The following is a 20,278-nucleotide window of genomic DNA, read 5'->3' as shown; positions in this document are numbered from 1 at the left end:
AAGCCCAAGGTTTCCTGAGGAAGGCTCGTCCGCTCAGGGTAAGTCGGGACCTAAGGTGAGGCCGAAAGGCGTAATCGAAGGACAACAGGTTGAAATTCCTGTACCACCGTAAACCGTTATGAACGATGGGGTGACGCAGGAGGGTAGTGACGCGGACTGATGGATGTCCGTCCAAGCAGTGAGGCTGATGTGTAGGCAAATCCGCACATCGATAAGGCTGGGCTGTGATGGGGAGTGAAAATTATAGTAGCGAAGGTCATGATCTCACACTGCCAAGAAAAGCCTCTAGTCAGGTGAAGGTGCCCGTACCGCAAACCGACACAGGTAGGCGAGAAGAGAATTCTAAGGCGCGCGGAAGAACTCTCGTTAAGGAACTCGGCAAAATGACCCCGTAACTTCGGGAGAAGGGGTGCCTCGGTAGGGTGAATAGCCCGAGGGGGCCGCAGTGAAAAGGCCCAAGCGACTGTTTAGCAAAAACACAGGTCTGTGCGAAGCCGTAAGGCGAAGTATACGGGCTGACGCCTGCCCGGTGCTGGAAGGTTAAGGGGAGCGGTTAGGAGCAATCCGAAGCTGTGAACCGAAGCCCCAGTAAACGGCGGCCGTAACTATAACGGTCCTAAGGTAGCGAAATTCCTTGTCAGGTAAATTCTGACCCGCACGAATGGCGTAACGACTTGGGCGCTGTCTCAACGAGAGATCCGGTGAAATTTTAATACCTGTGAAGATGCAGGTTACCCGCGACAAGACGGAAAGACCCCATGGAGCTTTACTGCAGCTTGATATTGGATTTGGGTACGATCTGTACAGGATAGGTGGGAGCCTTTGAAGCATGAGCGCCAGCTTGTGTGGAGGCGACGTTGGGATACCACCCTGATCGTATCTAGGTTCTAACCTGGTACCGTAATCCGGTACGGGGACAGTGTCAGGCGGGCAGTTTGACTGGGGCGGTCGCCTCCTAAAGAGTAACGGAGGCGCCCCAAGGTTCCCTCAGAATGGTTGGAAATCATTCGAAGAGTGCAAAGGCATAAGGGAGCTTGACTGCGAGACCTACAAGTCGAGCAGGGACGAAAGTCGGGCTTAGTGATCCGGTGGTACCGCATGGAAGGGCCATCGCTCAACGGATAAAAGCTACCCTGGGGATAACAGGCTTATCTCCCCCAAGAGTCCACATCGACGGGGAGGTTTGGCACCTCGATGTCGGCTCATCGCATCCTGGGGCTGAAGTAGGTCCCAAGGGTTGGGCTGTTCGCCCATTAAAGCGGTACGCGAGCTGGGTTCAGAACGTCGTGAGACAGTTCGGTCCCTATCTGTCGTGGGCGTAGGAAATTTGAGAGGAGCTGTCCTTAGTACGAGAGGACCGGGATGGACGTACCGCTGGTGCACCAGTTGTTCCGCCAGGAGCATGGCTGGGTAGCTACGTACGGACGGGATAAGCGCTGAAAGCATCTAAGCGTGAAGCCCCCCTCAAGATGAGATTTCCCAATTAGTAAGACCCCTTGAAGACGACGAGGTAGATAGGTTGGAGGTGGAAGTGCAGCAATGCATGGAGCTGACCAATACTAATCGGTCGAGGGCTTATCCAAATCACCCCAAAAAGTGAAGTGAAGCTTTGAAGCTGACACCGAATACTTTTCGGGGACCCCGATACCACATCGGGTGAATGCTACGGATTCTAATCAACGCAAAGATCGTTTCGTATCTAGTTTTCAGGTGATCAAACACTTGAATTGAATATTGTTCCCTGATAGCTCAGTTGGTAGAGCACTCGACTGTTAATCGAGTTGTCACAGGTTCGAGTCCTGTTCGGGGAGCCATTTATGGAGAGGTGTCCGAGTTGGCCGAAGGAGCACGATTGGAAATCGTGTAGGCGCCAAAAGCGTCTCGAGGGTTCGAATCCCTCTCTCTCCGCCACTATTATTTTAAGCAAGGCCCGTTGGTCAAGGGGTTAAGACACCTCCCTTTCACGGAGGTAACAGGGGTTCGAATCCCCTACGGGTCACCACTTTCTTAATTGCATCAGGGGATGAGAATCCCGTCGGTTCGTCGGAGGATAACTTCGTAAGCAAAGACTTCACAGTCTCGAACGAAGTGAGAGTATCCCCTACGGGTCACCACTTTCTTGAAAAAACACTTGCTTCTTATATCAGATTTTGATATGATGAAAGTCGCTTTGTTACGGAGGCTTAGCTCAGCTGGGAGAGCATCTGCCTTACAAGCAGAGGGTCGGGGGTTCGATCCCCTCAGCCTCCACCATGATTTATCCCCAAAAAGTGAAGCGCATGCTTCGTAGGTAATTCCGATTACTTTTCGGGGACCCCATACAAGCAACCCTTTATAATGACGCGGGGTGGAGCAGTTCGGTAGCTCGTCGGGCTCATAACCCGAAGGTCGTAGGTTCAAATCCTGCCCCCGCAACCAATTTATATCGCGATAGCGATAATGCCTCTTGGAACTGTGGTGTAGAGGCCTAACATGCCTGCCTGTCACGCAGGAGATCGCGGGTTCGAATCCCGTCAGTTCCGCCATTATTTACAACTTTGGGATGAGATGAGTATCCGATATGGGTTCCGTCAAAGTTCGCGAAGAGCTTTAAGGCTCGGTAGCTCAGTCGGTAGAGCAGAGGACTGAAAATCCTCGTGTCGGCGGTTCGATTCCGTCCCGAGCCACCATGTACGTTTTATAACTTTATATGCCGGTGTAGCTCAATTGGTAGAGCAACTGACTTGTAATCAGTAGGTTGGGGGTTCAAGTCCTCTCGCCGGCACCATTCTGGAGGATTAGTGAAGTGGCTAAACACGGCAGACTGTAAATCTGCTCTCTTCGAGTTCGGTGGTTCGAATCCATCATCCTCCACCAGTTTTTAGGGGCATAGTTTAAAGGTAGAACAGCGGTCTCCAAAACCGTTAGTGTGGGTTCAATTCCTGCTGCCCCTGCCAATCGTATCACAGTGTTTCAGTATGGCGGTCGTGGCGAAGTGGTTAACGCACCGGATTGTGGCTCCGGCACTCGGGGGTTCAATTCCCCTCGATCGCCCCATATTACAAAATCATATTGGGGATTAGCCAAGCGGTAAGGCAACGGACTTTGACTCCGTCATGCATAGGTTCGAATCCTATATCCCCAGCCATTGATTTTTATGTTTGCGGACGTGGCTCAGCGGTAGAGCATCGCCTTGCCAAGGCGAGGGTCGCGGGTTCGATTCCCGTCGTCCGCTCCATTTTTATTTCTGGCGCCATAGCCAAGTGGTAAGGCACAGCTCTGCAAAAGCTTTATCCCCAGTTCGAATCTGGGTGGCGCCTCCATTACAAACTTATGTGCCCTTAGCTCAGCTGGATAGAGCGTTTGACTACGAATCAAAAGGTCAGGAGTTCGAATCTCTTAGGGCACGCCATAATGTAAGCCGGTGTGGCGGAATTGGCAGACGCGCGCGACTCAAAATCGTGAGGGAAACCGTGGGGGTTCGAGTCCCTTCACCGGCATCATCAAAAAGGAATGTAGACGATAAACGTCTGCATTCCTTTTTTCGTTGCATCTACATCGATTGCTACTTCGTGATTTAAATATTAGACTCCATTCTGCATGCTATCTCTCCAGTTACCTTTACAGGGGGCTTTTCTATCACCTTCAGATCTTCTTCAAGCTACACTTCTTTAAACTAAACTATCATTAGAAACCACGTTCTTTATAGGTAAAACAAAGATGATCCAGCCGGATTCATCTACACAAGCAAACCCTTCGATTAATCGATCCAGTGCAGGGTTGGACGTAGGTCTGTAGAAGGCCCCGCCTTAGGTCTAGGTTCAAAAACCGTCCCCAGGCCGTTTTAGCGAAACTCAAAATTACCTAGAATAGAGTCATAAGGTTGAACAAAAGAAACAACGATCAAACAACAGAAAGGCGGTGTATAAATGAGAAATTCAAAAGGAAATGGAATGAGTATCCTGTTGATTGGTGTAGGGATCTTGGTTCTCCTTGGAGTATTCGGTCCTCTGCTTGGGTGGTTGTTCAGTCTTCTAATTCCAATCCTGATGGTCGCTTTGGGATACTACGGGATCCGGAGAGGTAACACCTTGATGGGATGGGTTATTCTCGGTATCGGTGTGATCTGGTTGATGGGTAAACTGTCTTGGCTGATCGGTCCGATCTTTGGAATTATCTTGATCATCTACGGGTTGTCTCGATTGAAGAATGGTAGACCCCGTTATTGATAAAAACCACTACATTAAATAACATGCATGAACAACAGATCATGATAGATGAGGAGGGCTAAGCCAATATGAGTGTTTTCCGGCGGATAAGAGACATAACCGTAGCAACATTGAATGAAAAGCTCGAGCAGAGCCAGGATCCGGTTCGATTGATCGACCAGTTCCTACATTCAACCAGACAGGACATTGCTGAGGCTGAGAAGCTGCAGCAGCAATGCCAAGTACATTCCAGACAGCTGAAGCAGCAGGTGGATCAAGCCGAATCCATGCGATATAAACGCGAAGAGCAGGCACTGCTTGCACTGAAGGCCGGCGAAGAACATCTTGCCAAGCTGGCATTGCAGGAAAAACTGATCTATGAGGAAAAGATCGAGCAGTATCAAGGCCTGTTGTCCTCAAGCCTGGAGTCGTTAAAAGAAATCGAGGAGCAGCTCGGCGAGCTGCGGATGGAATATCAGACGGTATACAGCAAGCGTCAATATTATGTTGCCCGAGTGGAAACCCTTCGTCTTCAGCAGAAAATGAATGAACGTACGGGCTCCTACGGCGGCGGTCATGACGTACCGAAGATGTTCAATCGCCTCGAAGACCGTATCAGCGACTGGGAACTGGAAGCCAGAAGTCTTCGCGATTTACGCCGCATGGGGCAGGAATACATGGAACAGGCTGGTGAATCGGTCTCCACTGTATTAGAAAAAGAACTTGCCCGCCTGAAGCAAAAGCTGAATAACAGCGGAAAGGAGTAACCATGACTAGATTGTACCGTTCCACCCGAGACAAAATGTTCACAGGGTTGATCGGCGGTATATCCGATCATTTCGGAGTCGAATCTACCCTACTTAGAATCATATTTGTAGTCAGTATCTTTTTCACAGGCGGTACAACGCTGTTGATCTATCTGATTGCATCCCTTGTAGTACCTAAGGAGCCGTATTATCACGATCCGTATGGTCCACAGGGCAGACATGGCGGCGGATACCGTTACAACGATCATCCGGGCCCTGGACCAGGCTACAACAGCTATAATGATTCTTATGGACGTCAAGGCTATCCTAATGAGCATAGTAGCTTTGGTCCCAAATATGACCGTCCCAATGGTACAAGAAACAACGCGTCAACGGATTCCGATCTGGATGCGATGATGAAGGATATTGAAAGAAAAGCAATGCAAAAAGAAATCGAAGAATTGAAGAAAAAACTTTCGAACTATGAGAAGGGAGATAAATAACATGGGAGTATTTAAAAGAATTAAGGATATGACGAAAGCATCGGTGAATGAACTGCTGGATAAAGTAGAGGATCCGATCGTAATGTTGAACCAGTACCTGCGCGACATGGAGGCAGAAATTCATGAGGCAGAGGTAACGGTTGCGAAGCAAATGGCTAATGAGCGTCGTATGAAGCAGCGCGTCGATGAGGCTGTGAAGATGGCGGCACAACGTGAAGCTCAAGCTGAATTGGCTCTGAAGAATGGTCAAGAAGAAGTGGCTCGCAAGCTGCTGGAAGAAAAAATCTATTTCGATCAAAAAGAAACCGAGTACGTGGAATTGCACCTGCAATCCGAGACTCAAGCAAAAGAGCTTGTAGCTCAGCTGCATGAAATGAAAGACGAGTTCTACAAAATGCGCAACAAGCGCAATGAGCTTGTAGCCCGCGCTCAAATGGCTAAAGCGAAGAAGCAAATGTCTCAAGTGAGCAGCCTGCACACGATCGAAAGCGGCAGTGCTTCGATGGGCTTCCATCGCATGGAGGAGAAAATCATGCAAATGGAAGCAGAAGCTGATGTGCTTCGCGCCCCATACCGTCCTAACAACGCAGTATACACAAGCCCCGTGGACGCTGAGAAGCAATTGAAGGTGGATGAGCAGCTGCAAGCTTTGAAAAACAAAATGGGGAATTCTTCGAAGTCCGAGTAATTCCTTAGCAAGTCAGCAAAATAGTATTAAACCGTATTCGAACACCATGTTCATATGATATGCTATACGAATGAGATTGTCGTATAGTACAGGCAAAGCCATACAGTGGGGAACGTCTCACTGATATGGCTTTTCCGAGCTTATATCTTGGCCATCAAGGAGGTGCGACATGGACAGAAACCGCTGGATAGCAGTTGGTTTAATCAGCTTGGGTTTTATTTTGCTTTTCGGCCGATGGTTTGGTTTCTTCACCATTGTCGCCCTGTTACTCATGTTTGCAGGTGTCCTTCAGATCAGGCATGGACATGTGAAGAAGGGATACATTCTGCTCGGAGTAGGTGCCGTACTGCTGCTGCTGGAGCATCTCATGTTGATTATCGGCATCAGCTTGATATCGCTAGGTATTTTTTATGGCAAGTCCAAACGAGCTCATACCACGACGAAATACATTCAGAAGCAGAACTTTATGTCCAACTTTGATTGGGACCGGGCTCCGTGGGTGATGCGCAGTCTGAGTGTGTGGCATGTGCTGGGAGAGGCGGATGTGGATCTGTCCTTGGCCCTTCCGGAGGAACGCCAAACGGTCCTGATGTTCCATGGGATGCTGGGGGATATTGATCTGATGATTCCGGACTACTATGGGGTGGAGATCGAAGCATCCATCCTGTTTGGCTCCATTCATATGGACGACCGGAAGGAAACCGGCATATTAAACCGCGTGCGGTATAAATCACCCAATTATGAGACCAGTGAATATAAAGTGAAATTTATTGTTTCTTATTTGGGCGGAGATTTGAATATAAGAATGACATAATAAACGTAAGTTTTGTGTAAACCATTCAGGAGGGTTGCCCCGTGGAAACGGAAAAGAAAGCAAATATGATTACCCGAAGTATGCGTGAGGGGACCCTTCTGGGATTGGTTGTCATGCTCGTTGTCCTATATTTATTATATACATATGGTTATCTTCAACCGTTTGAGACGTGGAAGAACCGGATCGAAGCCGGCATTACCATCGTATTGCTGCCGATCGGGCTGGGTGCGATCTATGGCTTCTTCCAGGGATACCGGGTAAAACGACGGGTCGATCTTGTGAGGGAAACGCTGGTGAACTGGGAAAAAGGCAGCCTTACGGACGTCATGCCGGACATCGGCGAAGACGAAGTGGGCCGGCTTGGAGAACAGCTGGTGAAGATCAGCAAACGCTGGGAGGATCAGGTGTCTTCCTTGCAGCGGTTATCTACGAACAATGCCCAGCTTGCCGAGCAGGCCAGGGTTACGGCGATTGTGGAAGAGAGGCAGCGTCTGGCGCGCGAGCTCCATGATGCGGTTTCTCAGCAGCTGTTTGCCATCTCGATGACGGCAACCGCTGTGGGCAGGACGCTGGATAAGGATTTTGACAAAGCGCAGCGCCAGGTGGCTCTGATCGAGGAAATGTCGGCTGTAGCCCAGTCCGAGATGAGGGCGCTTCTTCTTCATCTGCGGCCGGTTTATCTCGAAGGAAAGGCACTTGAGCAGGGGCTGCGTGAACTGATTAAGGAATTACGAATCAAAGTACCTATGGAAATTACGTTTGAAATGGACGATGACATACATTTGCTCAAAGGGATCGAAAATCATCTGTTCCGGATTATCCAGGAGGCCATGTCGAACACCCTCAGACACTCGAAAGCGGAGAAAATGGATATTCGTATTCACCGCAGGCAGAACACCGTTCGGGTGATGCTGCGGGACGATGGGATCGGATTTGAATTGGATGACAAGAAACAGACTTCCTACGGCCTATCGACGATGCAGGAACGGGTGACGGAGATCGGGGGCTCGGTACAATTTATAACAGCACCGGGTAAAGGGACTCGAATTGAGATCGTTGTGCCACTCATAAACGAAGAACGCAAACGGGGGGATGTAGATGGAAACGCCGATTAAAGTGCTGCTGGTGGATGATCATGAGATGGTCCGGATCGGTTTAGCGGCTGTGCTTGGTACAGAGGACGGCATCGAGGTGGTTGGTGAAGCGGGCAGCGGCGAGGAAGGGATACGCTTAGCGCAGGAATATCATCCTGATGTGGTGCTGATGGATTTGGTGATGGACGGAATGGATGGAATCGAGACGACGCGCCAATTGATGAATCAGTTTCCTAATCTTAAGGTCATTGTACTGACCAGCTATCTGGACGATGAGAAGATGTATCCGGTTATTGAAGCAGGTGCGTTCAGTTATTTATTGAAGACATCCCGTGCTTCTGAAGTAGCTGATGCTATACGTGCAGCCGCACGCGGGCAGTCGGTGCTGGAGTCGCAGGTTGCCTCCAAGATGATGAATCGATTCCGGCATCCGCAAAATGAAGCTCCGGCGCATAACGACCTTACGGACCGGGAAATGGAAGTGCTGCGACTGGTGGCGCAGGGCAAGTCGAATCAGGATATTGCTGATGATTTGATTATAGGCATCAAAACCGTGAAGTTTCACGTAACGAATATATTAGGCAAGCTGGGGGTAGAGGATCGAACCCAGGCTGCCATCTACGCTTATAAAAATGGGCTGGCTGAGTAAAGAATGCCGGCTCTTTTTTATGCGATGGTCGTGACATAAACATATCTAAGATGCTGAGATGTTGAGCGTGGTACGAAAGCAGATCCATGATGCGATGCGTAAGTTATAAACATATCCATATAACAATGAAAGGCAGGCTTAAAGACTCCCGGATCGGGAGCTTTTTTTATTTATTGACAGGGAAGAAGGAATCTCTACATACAGCCCGATGAAGGAGCTATTTAAAAAGCGAGGTATAAATCCGCGGTAACGAGGCCATCCTTTTACTAGATTGATAGATTCGAACGGGGAGGCGTGACTGACCATGCGGAAGATGCGTTTACAGATCATTGTGATGATGTTGTTGCTGTGCGGGGCAGCAGCTATGATGGCGGGTTTTGCGGGGACAACGGACAGCAATCGAAACGGATCAGCTCCGCATGCAGGAGAAGCGTCAGCTTCGGGCGGAACGGTAGAAACAGGTGTCAATGGAATAACTAGAGCTGGGGAAGCAGCAGAAAGCGATCTAATACTTCTGGCGGCGCTTGGGCAAGAACATATGGAGCCTTCGGCAATACTCACGGTAAAAATTCAAGGTGAAATGATAAATTCCATATCGAAGGATCAAGCTAAGACAACGGCTGAGCAGCTGGCTCGTACAATGGGGCTCTCCGGGATTACAACGTCCCAGCTTCAGGGAAATGAAGTATTCCAAGCAGAAGGCGTGCTCTCCGGTGTATCGGTGCATCTGGACTGGGCTTTCACGAAGGAGGGTCATAGCTATGTCAGAGCCATGCTTGTAGGAGAAGCAGCTGGACAGTCCCGGGAAATGATGACCCTGCAGCAGCAGATTCAAGAGATGATGAAGCAAGCAGGCATATCGAACTCCTGGAATGCGTCCATTCAAGGATATGCATCGGAGACGGCTAGCGTTGATGGAACGATGGCTCAGGTAGAAGAGGCAGTAGCCCAAAAACTCTCGCTTCGCCCCGTTGAGGATTATGCAGATGACACAACACAAAGCCGTTCATATGAGGTTCCTTCACTGGGCGCTTTTGTGATGAGTGGCGACACGCCGATTCATATGCAGATCGCGGTGCATGAAGATTCGATGAAGAAAAGTAGTAGAATAACGATCGGATTTCCCGTCATTACAATAGAATATTGAAAATGATTTCTGAAACTCGGATGAAAAAATGCGGAATGTGATAGCATACTTGAAATGAATATGCTAAAATGTCATCACATCGAGTTAAGTGCCGATGCATAAAAATACACTATAATTCATAGAAAGAATGAGGAGCCATGGCTGAAAATCAAAATCTAGATACAATGAAGACACCGGGAGCTGTATTTTTCATCTTTGGAGCGACTGGTGATTTGGCAAGACGTAAGTTGTTTCCGGCGATCTACAGTCTTTATCGTGAAGGAAAACTGGATGAGGATTTTGCGGTAATCGGCGTGGCGCGGCGTCCGCGCACCCAGGAAGAGTTTCGGGAGGACGTGTATCGTTCAATTCAGGAATTCTGCCGATATAGTTCGGAACAGGATAGTGAATGGAATGCATTTGCACAACATTTTGAATATAAATCTTTAGATATTAACAATATTGACGGTTTCCGTGAGCTTCGCGAACAAACGGAGCAATTGGAAACAAAATTTAATATACCGGGCAACCGCTTGTTTTATCTGGCGCTTGCACCGGAATTGTTTGGCAGCGTATCGTTTAACCTGATGAAGGGCGGTATGCTCGACGGAGAAGGCTGGAACCGTCTTGTGATCGAGAAGCCGTTCGGCTACGATCTGGAGTCGGCTGCCAAGCTGAACGAAGAGATCCGTAAAGTGTTCAAGGAAGAAGAGATCTACCGGATTGACCATTATCTGGGTAAAGAAATGGTACAGAACATCGAAGTTATACGTTTTGCGAATGCTTTCTTCGAGCCGCTGTGGAACAACAAGCATATCGCCAACATCCAAATCACGCTTGGTGAAACGGTTGGTGTCGAGGAGCGCGGCGGGTACTATGATCATGCAGGCGCTCTAAGGGATATGGGCCAGAACCATATGCTACAGCTGCTGACTATGATTGCGATGGAGCCGCCTAGCCGACTGCTTGCAGAGGATATCCGCGACGAGAAGGTGAAGGTGCTTCGCTCCTTGCGTCCGTATGCCACGCATGAAGAAGTGAAGAACAACGTAGTTCGCGGTCAGTATACGAGCGGTTCCGCGGGCGGCAAAGATCTGCCGGCATACCGTGAAGAGGACAAAGTGAATCCGGAATCCAATACGGAAACCTATTTTGCCGCCAGAGTCTTCGTGGATAACTTCCGCTGGGCTGGCGTACCGTTCTATATCCGTACGGGCAAACGTCTCCCGGTTAAGACAACCGAGGTGGTTGTCGAGTTCAAACGGATGCCAACCAACGTATACCTGGGCCAAAAGCATTCCCTGGAGCCTAACCTGCTCGTTATTCGCGTCAATCCGATGGAAGGCATTTACGTGAAGATTAACGCGAAGAAGCCGGGATCTGAATCCGAGATCGCTCCTGTAGCGATGGACTTCTGCCAAAGCTGCATCGTGGGCATTAATTCTCCTGAGGCGTATGAGCGTCTGCTGCATGACGCTGCTCGTGGAGACTCCACCTACTTTACCCGCTGGGATGAAGTGGCTTCGGCATGGTCCTTCGTGGATCGTATCGCCAGCGCATGGAGAGAGAACCAGGGCGAGCTGGAATCGTATCCTGCTGGATCGTGGGGACCTGACAAAGCGGATGAGCTGTTGAAGGAAGACGGATTCCACTGGTGGCCGGTAAACGGTCAGCTTGAGGATAATGTGGTGTGGTTCAAAAACTAAGATCATTTTCTAAAATTTACGTGTTAAAAATCATCCTCATGCGCATGGCGCATGGGGATGATTTGCGTATAAATTGTGGTACAATGATATACATGACTTTAGTTACGAAGGGATAAGTGAAATGGCAAAGCAAATAGATGAACTGCAGCAGGAAGTGGATAAGCGCCGCACGTTTGCGATTATTTCCCACCCTGACGCCGGTAAAACAACACTGACCGAGAAGCTGCTCTTGTTTGGGGGCGCCATTCGTCTGGCTGGATCGGTTAAAGCTCGTAAAGCGAGCAAGCATGCAACGAGTGACTGGATGGAGATCGAGAAGCAGCGGGGAATCTCGGTTACCTCGTCTGTTATGCAATTTGATTATTTAGGGCATCGGATTAATATATTGGATACGCCGGGTCACCAAGACTTTAGTGAGGATACCTATCGTACGCTGACCGCCGCTGACAGCGCCGTCATGTTGATTGACGTAGCCAAAGGGGTCGAGGCCCAGACCATCAAGCTGTTTCAGGTTTGTGCGAAGCGGGGCATTCCGATCTTTACCTTTATCAACAAACTCGACCGCGAAGGGCGCAGCCCGTTTGATCTGATGGAGGAGCTTGAGCAGGTTCTCGGCATCCGCTCCGTACCGATGAATTGGCCGATCGGCTCCGGGCGTGACCTGTGCGGCGTGTACGACCGGGTTAAAAATCAGGTTGAATTGTTCCAGGGCGACGACCATTCCACGATTAAGGTACAGAAGGTCGAAGGCTATGAGGATCCGATCATTCGCGAGATGGCAGGCGATTACCTGCATGATCAGTTATGTCAAGACCTCGAGCTGCTGGATGTTGCCGGAGACCAATTTGATCTGGAAAAAGTTATGCAGGGTCAGCTAACACCTGTATTTTTCGGCAGTGCGATCAACAATTTCGGCGTTCAGACCTTCCTGGAGAACTTTCTTCAGCTTGCGCCGAAGCCGGAGCCGCGCCGCAGTACGGAGGGTGTGGTGGAACCAACCGATGAGAAGTTCTCCGGATACGTATTTAAGATTCAAGCCAATATGAATCCGGCTCACCGGGATCGTATCGCTTTCCTGCGCATCGTATCGGGCAAGTTCGAACGCGGTATGAGCGTGAAGCATGTTCGGGTAGGCAAGGAAATCAAGCTGGCGCAGCCGCAGCAGTTTTTGGCGCAGGATCGAGATATTGTGCAGGAGGCATACCCTGGCGATATTATCGGTCTGTTTGACCCGGGCATTTTCCGGATTGGGGACTCACTCAGTCAAGGTCGTGAAGTTGTATTCGATGAGCTTCCAACATTCTCACCGGAAATTTTTGCGAAAGTAACGGTGAAGAATGCGTTGAAACATAAGCAATATCAGAAGGGGATTGATCAGCTGACGGAAGAGGGCACCATTCAGGTATTCCGCACCGTGAGTTTTGACGAGACCATTCTCGGGGTTGTCGGACAGCTCCAGTTCGAAGTCTTCGAGTACCGGATGAAGGGTGAATACGGCGTTGATGTCCAGCTTCAACGCATGCCGTATCAGTTCGCCCGCTGGATCGTGGACGACAATATTGATCCGTCCAAGTTCCGGATAAACTCAACGCTGGTCAAAGACAAGAAGGATAACTATGTTGTCTTGTTCGAAAATGAGTATGCGATGAGAACCGCCATCGACAAGAATCCAACCGCCCAGTTTCTTGAGACCGCTCCGTAAGTGATGTTATATAAATATGCAGCAAAAAGGAACAATCCCCCAGCTTTCACAGCTTAGGGGATTGTTCTTTTTTGTTGACCATGGGATTATCCTTGAAGGTTGCCGGGCGTAACGGTTTTTAGATGATCATGGAGGGAAGAGACAAGGCTGTTCTGCTGGGTAGCATCCATGTCTTTCCACATCATTTCAAACATTACACCGAGTCCCGGCAGGGCAGCTTCAGGCCCGTCAACGGAACCCTCGATCATGGAGCGCAGCTCTTCTTCGTCCTGATTGTGGACTTTATGAATGACGGCCTGCCTTAGATCTAACAATATGGACATGGACATGTTCCTCCTTGTTATGAAAGGGTCATTGGTAATGTGCCCGTTCCGGGGCAGTTACATTCAAGTATTCGGGACAGTATGATATACTATTACCATTATGATTATGGATGACCTAGGCTCGTGGGGGATATATAAATGGCTAAGAAGCAGTACGCAGTAATCGGTATGGGGCGTTTTGGCACGAGTGTTGCTAAGGAATTGAGCAGCATGGGATTTGATGTATTAGCCGTAGACGCGAGCGAACAGCGCATTCAGGAAATCGCGAGTATGGTCACGCATGCCGTATCGGCGGATTCGACCGATGAAGAAGCGCTTCGGGCGCTGGGCATACGGAATTTTGATGTGGTTGTCGTGGCGATCGGGGAGGATATTCAATCCAGCATTTTGACTACGCTGATCTTGAAGGATCTTGGCGTACCGGCCATTATCGTGAAAGCGAAGAATGAGCTGCACGGAAAAGTGCTGAACAAAATCGGTGCGGACAAGGTGATTTTCCCTGAACGGGATATGGGGCTGCGGGTTGCCCATCATCTGGTGTCACCGAATATTTTGGATTATATCGATTTGTCGGACGACTACAGCATTATGGAGATGCTTGCTACAGGAGATCTGGTCGGTCACAATCTGATAGAACTGGATATTCGGGCACGATTCGGCTGCAATGTCATGGCGATTCGAAGAGATGAGGATATGAACATTTCTCCAAGTCCGGATGACCGGATTGAGGAAGGCGATATTCTCATTATTGTGGGGCACAAGAATAACTTAACGAAGATGGAGCTTGCTTATCCGAAGTAAGCTGTCCGCAAGCGGGTATGCTGGGTTGAGTGGGACTCGGTTTTATATATAAGTAAAGAACGGATGGATGAACCATGGAGATACTATCGCCGCAGAATGCCAGAGTGAAGGGCTGGGCACAGCTTCAGGAGAAAAAACATCGAGACAAGCAGAACAAGTATGTGGTGGAAGGCATTCATCTCGTACAGGAAGCCCTGTCATCCGGAGTGGACATCGAGTGTGTTGCGTATGATGTGGAGAAGGGCATTCCCCAGGAACTTCGTCATATATCGGATACAGGACAAGGTGCTGAATGGATTGGCGTATCTCATGCCGTCATCTCGAAGGTCAGTGATACACCGTCACCGCAGCAGGTGTTTGCCGTGGTCCGCAAAGAAGCACGTCAATGGCAGGACCTGATCCTGCGCGAGAACGGTTTGGTCATCGTTCTGGACGGTCTTCAGGACCCGGGGAATGTAGGAACCATCATACGAAGCGCAGATGCCGTAGGGGCTGCTGGCGTGGTTCTGGGACGCGGCTGCGCGGATTTGTACAACCCCAAGACGCTGCGCTCTACCATGGGATCCCTGTTTCACTTACCGGTGCTGGAGGGCGATCTGCTAAGCATTTTGCCGGAAGCCAGAGAACGGGGGGCCCGATTGGTGACAACCCTGCTGGAAGGGAAACATTCCTGCTTCGAGTATGATTTCAAAGGGACAAGCTGGATCGTGATTGGGAGCGAAGGGCGCGGTGTCTCACCTGAGGTTGCGGAACTCGTGGACGATGCGATCCGTATTCCCATGCCGGGGAAAGCCGAATCGTTGAACGCGGCTATGGCAGCGTCGGTGCTGATGTACGAGGCTTTACGGCAAAGAGAATATACAGGTCAATAAAGACCGGAGCGGCTCCTCGACAAAGCTGGAAGTGATTAGAAATCAATGGCTAATCATCTCCGGCTTTTTTTATTTAAGAGATAAGTAGCATTAGAGGCTTACCTCCTTATATTGCAAGAAAGCTTCCGCTAAATACGGTCTGTTTTCTAACAAGTACGTCGATGACGTTTTTCTTATTTTTAATAAGGCTGGTCATAATAACAGGAGTATTCGAAAGGAGTCAAACCCTAATGTACGAGCAAAAAACAAAAGAAACGGATCACAGCGTGGTGGAGTTTATAGAGCAAGTGGATTCGCCGAAAAAACGGGAGGATGCTTATCGTTTGCTGGAGATTTTTGAGGAGACGAGCGGTTTTCCGGCTAAGATGTGGGGCCCCAGCATCATCGGTTTCGGCTCCTACCATTACCGCTACGCTACCGGGCACGAAGGCGATGCGCCGTTGGTAGGTTTCTCGCCGCGCAAGGCGAAGATCAGCCTGTATTTTGCGCCGGGCGATGAGAAGCGGGAGGAGCTGTTGCCGAGTTTCGGTAAACATACGGCCGGGAAAGGCTGCGTGTATATTAATAAAGTGGCAGATATTGATGTGGAGGTCCTAAAGCAGCTGATTCGCGAATCGATTGCCTTCTTGAACAAGACCTACCCGGCTCAGTCCTAGCGAGCTCTAGGCCATGAGAAGTTGGCAAGCTGCCTGGTTTACAAGGCTTTAAGGGAGGCTGGACAATAGGGTGCGCTGATTGGGTAACAGGTGAATATTGTTATTTGACGTAAAACCATTTGGTGTCCTATAATGCAATAAGGGAAACCAAATGGTTTCATAATATTAAACATGAGTGAGGTTTATGTGATATGGACAACGCATCAAACGGCAAGCTGCCGGATATTCGTCATACGCTGGTGCTGAAAGCGCCCATCGAGAAGGTGTGGAAAGCCGTGGCAACGGCTGAAGGAATTTCAGCCTGGTTTATGCCTAACAATTTTGAGCCGGTGGAAGGCTTTGAGTTTCAATTGAATGCAGGCCCTTTCGGCAATTCACCATGCAAGGTCACGCTTATTGACGAGCCCAACCGCTTGTCTTTTAACTGGGGCAAGGATTGGAGTGTTACGTTCGAACTGGTACAGCAGGGAGATCATACGGAATTTACGCTCATTCACGGCGGATGGACAGCGGATCAAGTGACCGAGTTCGGGGAAGCACACGATATCGTGCGGGGGCGTATGGACAACGGCTGGGCAGGCATTGTTCAGAAGCTTGCGGGATACGTTGAGGCCTAATCCCATGTCGCGAGCCGCTCCGAAGCATGATGTTTATCAAGCTATCGCAGATCCGACACGCCGTAAGCTGCTTGGCTTGTTAAGTGATAAAGAAATGCCGGTTAAAGAAATTACAGGGCACTTCTCCATGACGCGGACCGCCGTTTCCAAGCATCTCCGAATCCTGGGGGAAGCGGGCCTTGTGCAGGACCGCAAGGTTGGACGCGAAACGCGCTATCGGCTGGATGCCGAACCGCTTAAGGAATTAAAGGATTGGCTGGCTTATTTCGACCGCTTCTGGGAGAATAAACTGTCGATGCTGAAATATTATGTGGAGGATCAAGAAGACAATCCAAAGGACGACAAGTAGATCCTCTTTGCAGTCTTTCTTGAAATTGAATATCCATAAGGAAGAAGAGTGAGGATCCCATCCTTGCTCTTCTTTTTTGCCGTTTGTCCGCATACCCTCTATACAGGAGAGCTTGCCATGGTAAACATGCTCCTCGGGGCGTAAATAGGGGGGACCAAGCATGAGACGAAAGAGATGGGGAAGCAGGCGTTTGGCCTTTCCGTCGCTGTCGTGGCCTAAACCAAGGAGAGCTTATAAACCACCGCGCAGAGGCTTTCGGCCCGTACCGCAGAGCCGAGGGCGTCCTCAGGCTGCCAAAAGACGAAGCACGAAAAAATGGTGGCTGATCGGCGCTCTGCTCCTTGTGTTTGGGATCGTTGAGTTTTTTATGTATATTGAGCAGAATCTGCGGCCGCCGATCATGCATTTAGCCCAAATCAGGGTTAAACAGATTGCCACTGAAGCCATCAATAAAGCGATCACCTCTCAGGTCACGCAGGGGAAGGATTTCGATAATCTGGTCAACTGGAAAACGGACAGCTCGGGCAAAGTGACGGGATTCATGCTGAATTATGCCGAGCATTTAAAAATCACCTCCCATACAACGGAGGTTGTTCAGAGCACACTGGACGATATTCATAAGCGTAAGGAGCAAATTCCCTTGGGACAGGTGCTGAAAAGCCCGATTATCGCTTCATTCGGTCCGCAAATTCCTTTGAAGATCGAACCGCAGGGAGCGGTGAAGGTTCAACTGGATACCAGGCAGCAGGGTGCTGGCATTAATATGATTTTGGTGGAGGTATTCGTCCACATCGTAACAGAGGTAGCGGTTGTCGTTCCTTTTGACATGGAGCCGCAGATTGTGGAAACCGATATTCCCATTTCTTATCTGCTCGTGGTCGGCGACGTGCCAATGTATTATTATGACGGGCAAGGAAAGGCCGTCGGCGAGAATAAGGCAAGCGCGCCGAGCATAGCGATACCGCCTCCCGTTACCAATGAGAATAGCCATAATACGGAGCAGGAAATCCCGCCTGTTACTCCGCCGGTAACAACGCCGACGAATCCTCCAGATGGAACAACGACACCTTTGGAACCTTTACCTGGTGGAGCAGACTTATCCGGGCAGACGGGGGATAACAACACTGGAGGCTAAGAGCGCTGATTCATTTAATTTGGCGCCAGCATATGGAAGCACGCTCCATGATTCACTTCGCAGTAATGGATGTCCTTAACGGAGAAAACGCGCCCCCTGGGTTGAACTCAGGAGCGCGTTTTTTTCTTTGAGCGTTTTTCTTCCATTTCCCAGTGCTTCAGCAGCGGGTAAGGATCGAATGCCCATTCGGTCAATCCGGTGTCCCGGTAGATGCCGTAATGGAGGTGTGGAGGGAACTTGCCTTGGGTTCCCGGCTTGCCATAACCGGAGCTCCCAACCCAGCCAAGGGTTTGACCCGGCTTAACGACATCCCCGAGCGAGATTCCTTTGTCAAAGCCTTGCAGATGGGCGTAATAGTGGTAATGATTATTCAAATCACGGATGCCGATGCGCCACCCGCCATATTTATTCCAGCCCTTGATTTCGACAACGCCGTAACAGGTGCTTCGAACGGGGACTCCGTATGAGGCAAACAAATCCGTTCCCTCGTGAACCCTTCTGCCTCCCCAGTTGCGTCCCATGCCAAATGTGCTTCGGTAGGAATAGTTGCTTTTGACCGGGAGAGGAAATGCATGGTCAAACAAGTCCAGCTTTCCAAAGGTCTCGTACATTTTGGCGTATTGCATGACGCGCTGAACAGCCCGCGTATTCTGGTAGTATGACCAGAGTCCGATGCTGAAGTCATCGGCAGCATGACCGTAGGGGGCGAGCCTTGCCGCAACGGTATATAGCAGGTCGATATCATTATTCGGATCCGCCTTGCCATCTCCATCCCCATCCAGTCCGATGCCGGAAAACACGTTGATCGACGTCGGATTTACATCTTCCTGATTGGGATTTAACGCCCCGGCCCATCTTGTGGAGGGGATGAAGATTCCGAGCGTCCGGTCCGGATGTTTGCGATCCTTGGGGTGGACTCTAGTTAGTGTCCGTTCATACTGGTCAATGGCAGCCAGGCGATACCAAGGAATTTGGGTAACGGTGGAAATCTCATCATATAACGACTTCCGGTCTGCAAAAATGGCGTTAACATCCGATGTTTTCACCGTATCGTCAGCGGTGCTGACCGCAACAGAGGCGGATGCGGACACAGGCCCGCACATGCAGCAGGCAGCTGTCAAGGCAGCCACAGCTGCAGCAGTGCAGCGAATCATAATACCGCTTGCGCTCAATGGTTGGAAAATCCTCAATGTGTCCTTCTCCTTCCTTTTGGATTGTCATAATTAAGGACGGACAGTCATGCCTACACTGTAGGGTGAATCGAAACAAGGATTTTTATCCATGCCGCAACTAGATTAATCTCATATCGATGCGAAACAAGTAATATGATGGTTTTCATGATATAATATGGGACAGCAAACGATGGGGTATGTCTTGAGTTACATCAATAAATTCGAAAGAAGGTTTTTTCTTTGTCTAAAACCAAACAGCCAAAACCTGACTGGATTCGAATCAAGCTGACTACTGGCGATAATTATAAAGAAATCAAAAGCATGATGCGATCCAAGACACTGCACACGGTGTGTGAAGAGGCTCGCTGTCCGAATATTTATGAATGCTGGGCTAACCGTACGGCAACCTTCATGATCCTGGGTGATATTTGTACCCGCGCCTGCCGATTCTGCGCTGTCAACACGGGTCTTCCAACGGAACTGGATCTTCAGGAGCCGGAACGCGTAGCGGAAGCGGCGGAACAGATGAACCTGCGTCACTGCGTAGTAACAAGCGTAGCACGGGATGATCTGAAAGATGGCGGGGCCTACATATTCGCTGAAACGGTTAAAGCCATTCGCAGACGTCTGCCGCTATGCTCGGTGGAAGTGCTGATTCCGGATTTTATGGGCAGCGAAGAAGCGCTTAAGATCGTAATGGATGTGAAGCCGGACATTCTGAACCATAACATTGAGACGGTCGAGCGAATGTCGGATCGGGTACGTGCCAAGGCCAAGTACACCCGTTCCTTGCAATTGCTGAAGAATGCCAAGGCGATGCAGCCAGATATTCCGACCAAATCCAGCATAATGCTAGGTGTCGGCGAACAATGGCATGAGATTCTGGAAGCGATGGACGACCTGCGTTCGGTGGGTTGCGATATCATGACGATCGGCCAATATTTGCAGCCTTCGCCAAAGCATCTGAATGTTGAAAAATACTATACGCCGGAGGAGTTTGCGATCTTGAAGGAAGAGGGAATGAAGCGCGGATTCAGCCACGTGGAGTCCGGTCCTCTGGTGCGCAGCTCCTATCATGCACACGAGCAAGTGAAATCTGCAGAACGCAACAAGGAAGAGACCGTGCAGTCTTAACCTT

The 20,278-nt window shown here is 49.8% G+C and carries 19 protein-coding genes, 16 tRNA genes and 1 rRNA gene (1 of these 36 only partly in view); 34 read left to right on the top strand and 2 right to left on the bottom strand.

Translation table 11 applies throughout. The features are described from left to right. From BJP58_RS15415 to BJP58_RS15285, 27 genes are all read left to right on the top strand, one after another. A 23S ribosomal RNA gene (locus BJP58_RS15415) occupies window positions 1-1,583 on the top strand (it extends 1,463 nt beyond the left edge of the window). A 155-nt stretch (window positions 1,584-1,738) separates the two neighbouring features. Beyond that, a tRNA-Asn gene (locus BJP58_RS15410) sits at window positions 1,739-1,814 on the top strand. Window positions 1,815-1,819: 5 nt separating this feature from the next. Then, window positions 1,820-1,911, top strand: a tRNA-Ser gene (locus tag BJP58_RS15405). Between the two features lie 16 nt (window positions 1,912-1,927). After that, window positions 1,928-2,002, top strand: a tRNA-Glu gene (locus BJP58_RS15400). 175 nt (window positions 2,003-2,177) lie between these two features. Continuing rightward, window positions 2,178-2,253: transfer RNA gene (locus tag BJP58_RS15395), tRNA-Val, on the top strand. Between the two features lie 88 nt (window positions 2,254-2,341). Next, window positions 2,342-2,418, top strand: a tRNA-Met gene (locus tag BJP58_RS15390). A gap of 30 nt (window positions 2,419-2,448) precedes the next feature. Beyond that, window positions 2,449-2,525: transfer RNA gene (locus BJP58_RS15385), tRNA-Asp, on the top strand. A 68-nt stretch (window positions 2,526-2,593) separates the two neighbouring features. After that, window positions 2,594-2,669 (top strand) — tRNA-Phe (locus tag BJP58_RS15380). Window positions 2,670-2,691: 22 nt separating this feature from the next. Beyond that, window positions 2,692-2,767: transfer RNA gene (locus tag BJP58_RS15375), tRNA-Thr, on the top strand. Window positions 2,768-2,771: 4 nt separating this feature from the next. After that, window positions 2,772-2,856 (top strand) — tRNA-Tyr (locus tag BJP58_RS15370). 6 nt (window positions 2,857-2,862) lie between these two features. Then, a tRNA-Trp gene (locus tag BJP58_RS15365) sits at window positions 2,863-2,936 on the top strand. 24 nt (window positions 2,937-2,960) lie between these two features. Next, window positions 2,961-3,036: transfer RNA gene (locus BJP58_RS15360), tRNA-His, on the top strand. A gap of 16 nt (window positions 3,037-3,052) precedes the next feature. Beyond that, window positions 3,053-3,127, top strand: a tRNA-Gln gene (locus BJP58_RS15355). A 15-nt stretch (window positions 3,128-3,142) separates the two neighbouring features. After that, window positions 3,143-3,217, top strand: a tRNA-Gly gene (locus BJP58_RS15350). An 11-nt stretch (window positions 3,218-3,228) separates the two neighbouring features. Further along, window positions 3,229-3,302, top strand: a tRNA-Cys gene (locus BJP58_RS15345). Between the two features lie 12 nt (window positions 3,303-3,314). After that, window positions 3,315-3,391, top strand: a tRNA-Arg gene (locus BJP58_RS15340). A gap of 8 nt (window positions 3,392-3,399) precedes the next feature. Then, window positions 3,400-3,479: transfer RNA gene (locus BJP58_RS15335), tRNA-Leu, on the top strand. Between the two features lie 429 nt (window positions 3,480-3,908). After that, window positions 3,909-4,208 carry a LiaF transmembrane domain-containing protein gene (locus BJP58_RS15330; RefSeq protein ID WP_071222348.1) on the top strand — a complete coding sequence of 100 codons (300 nt, stop codon included), beginning with the start codon at window positions 3,909-3,911 and terminating at the stop codon, window positions 4,206-4,208. Between the two features lie 68 nt (window positions 4,209-4,276). Next, window positions 4,277-4,954 carry a PspA/IM30 family protein gene (locus BJP58_RS15325; RefSeq protein WP_071222349.1) on the top strand — a complete coding sequence of 226 codons (678 nt, stop codon included), beginning with the start codon at window positions 4,277-4,279 and terminating at the stop codon, window positions 4,952-4,954. Between the two features lie 2 nt (window positions 4,955-4,956). Then, complete coding sequence (locus BJP58_RS15320) at window positions 4,957-5,436, top strand: PspC domain-containing protein (protein WP_071222350.1); 480 nt, start codon at window positions 4,957-4,959, stop codon at window positions 5,434-5,436. A 1-nt stretch (window position 5,437) separates the two neighbouring features. Beyond that, the gene (locus tag BJP58_RS15315; protein ID WP_071222351.1) at window positions 5,438-6,124 is read left to right on the top strand and encodes a PspA/IM30 family protein; all 687 of its coding nucleotides are present in this window, start codon (window positions 5,438-5,440) and stop codon (window positions 6,122-6,124) included. 169 nt (window positions 6,125-6,293) lie between these two features. Further along, window positions 6,294-6,938, top strand: coding sequence for a cell wall-active antibiotics response protein LiaF (liaF, locus tag BJP58_RS15310; RefSeq protein WP_194544568.1), 645 nt, complete (start codon window positions 6,294-6,296; stop codon window positions 6,936-6,938). A 41-nt stretch (window positions 6,939-6,979) separates the two neighbouring features. Next, a complete protein-coding gene (locus BJP58_RS15305) occupies window positions 6,980-8,053 on the top strand; it encodes a sensor histidine kinase (protein WP_071222353.1) in 1,074 nt (357 codons plus the stop codon). Next, on the top strand, window positions 8,037-8,681 hold the full coding sequence (locus tag BJP58_RS15300) for a response regulator (RefSeq protein WP_006212655.1): 645 nt from the start codon (window positions 8,037-8,039) through the stop codon (window positions 8,679-8,681). The genes BJP58_RS15305 and BJP58_RS15300 overlap by 17 nt, the downstream gene beginning before the upstream one ends. Before the next feature lie 304 nt (window positions 8,682-8,985). Next, the gene (locus BJP58_RS15295; RefSeq protein ID WP_194544567.1) at window positions 8,986-9,828 is read left to right on the top strand and encodes a YwmB family TATA-box binding protein; all 843 of its coding nucleotides are present in this window, start codon (window positions 8,986-8,988) and stop codon (window positions 9,826-9,828) included. A 137-nt stretch (window positions 9,829-9,965) separates the two neighbouring features. After that, window positions 9,966-11,513, top strand: a complete 1,548-nt coding sequence (zwf, locus tag BJP58_RS15290) for a glucose-6-phosphate dehydrogenase (RefSeq protein WP_194544566.1) — start codon at window positions 9,966-9,968, stop codon at window positions 11,511-11,513. 121 nt (window positions 11,514-11,634) lie between these two features. After that, window positions 11,635-13,215: a peptide chain release factor 3 gene (locus tag BJP58_RS15285; protein ID WP_071222356.1), complete on the top strand. Its 1,581-nt coding sequence runs from the start codon at window positions 11,635-11,637 to the stop codon at window positions 13,213-13,215. A gap of 86 nt (window positions 13,216-13,301) precedes the next feature. On the opposite strand, the gene sspI is transcribed toward BJP58_RS15285, so the two are convergent. Then, window positions 13,302-13,538, bottom strand: coding sequence for a small acid-soluble spore protein SspI (gene sspI / locus BJP58_RS15280; RefSeq protein ID WP_071222357.1), 237 nt, complete (start codon window positions 13,536-13,538; stop codon window positions 13,302-13,304). A gap of 138 nt (window positions 13,539-13,676) precedes the next feature. On the opposite strand from sspI, the gene BJP58_RS15275 reads away from it, so the two are divergent. The 6 genes from BJP58_RS15275 to yunB all read left to right on the top strand — a co-directional run bounded on the left by BJP58_RS15275 (window position 13,677) and on the right by yunB (window position 17,968). Then, complete coding sequence (locus BJP58_RS15275; protein WP_194544565.1) at window positions 13,677-14,339, top strand: potassium channel family protein; 663 nt, start codon at window positions 13,677-13,679, stop codon at window positions 14,337-14,339. 74 nt (window positions 14,340-14,413) lie between these two features. After that, on the top strand, window positions 14,414-15,211 hold the full coding sequence (locus BJP58_RS15270) for a TrmH family RNA methyltransferase (protein ID WP_194544564.1): 798 nt from the start codon (window positions 14,414-14,416) through the stop codon (window positions 15,209-15,211). 230 nt (window positions 15,212-15,441) lie between these two features. Then, window positions 15,442-15,867 carry a DUF1801 domain-containing protein gene (locus tag BJP58_RS15265; RefSeq protein WP_194544563.1) on the top strand — a complete coding sequence of 142 codons (426 nt, stop codon included), beginning with the start codon at window positions 15,442-15,444 and terminating at the stop codon, window positions 15,865-15,867. Between the two features lie 191 nt (window positions 15,868-16,058). Next, window positions 16,059-16,484 carry an SRPBCC family protein gene (locus tag BJP58_RS15260; protein ID WP_194544562.1) on the top strand — a complete coding sequence of 142 codons (426 nt, stop codon included), beginning with the start codon at window positions 16,059-16,061 and terminating at the stop codon, window positions 16,482-16,484. Window positions 16,485-16,488: 4 nt separating this feature from the next. Next, window positions 16,489-16,833 (top strand): ArsR/SmtB family transcription factor, encoded by a 345-nt coding sequence (locus BJP58_RS15255; RefSeq protein WP_194544561.1) that lies wholly within the window; start codon window positions 16,489-16,491, stop codon window positions 16,831-16,833. 160 nt (window positions 16,834-16,993) lie between these two features. Next, entirely contained in the window at window positions 16,994-17,968 is a 975-nt protein-coding gene (gene yunB / locus BJP58_RS15250) for a sporulation protein YunB (RefSeq protein WP_194544560.1), read from the top strand. A 107-nt stretch (window positions 17,969-18,075) separates the two neighbouring features. Here the strand turns inward: yunB and BJP58_RS15245 are convergent, their stop codons facing one another. Then, the gene (locus tag BJP58_RS15245) at window positions 18,076-19,122 is read right to left on the bottom strand and encodes a M23 family metallopeptidase (protein WP_442953967.1); all 1,047 of its coding nucleotides are present in this window, start codon (window positions 19,120-19,122) and stop codon (window positions 18,076-18,078) included. A 258-nt stretch (window positions 19,123-19,380) separates the two neighbouring features. Here BJP58_RS15245 and lipA point away from each other — a divergent pair, with 258 nt between their 5' ends. After that, window positions 19,381-20,274, top strand: coding sequence for a lipoyl synthase (gene lipA, locus BJP58_RS15240; RefSeq protein ID WP_071222365.1), 894 nt, complete (start codon window positions 19,381-19,383; stop codon window positions 20,272-20,274). Window positions 20,275-20,278 lie beyond the last annotated feature (4 nt).

Origin of the sequence: Paenibacillus sp. JZ16 (genome assembly GCF_015326965.1) — a bacterium.
Taxonomy (GTDB): domain Bacteria; phylum Bacillota; class Bacilli; order Paenibacillales; family Paenibacillaceae; genus Paenibacillus_AQ.
Note: the sequence above shows the minus strand (reverse complement) of the source record. Positions and strands in the feature narration are given on the sequence as shown.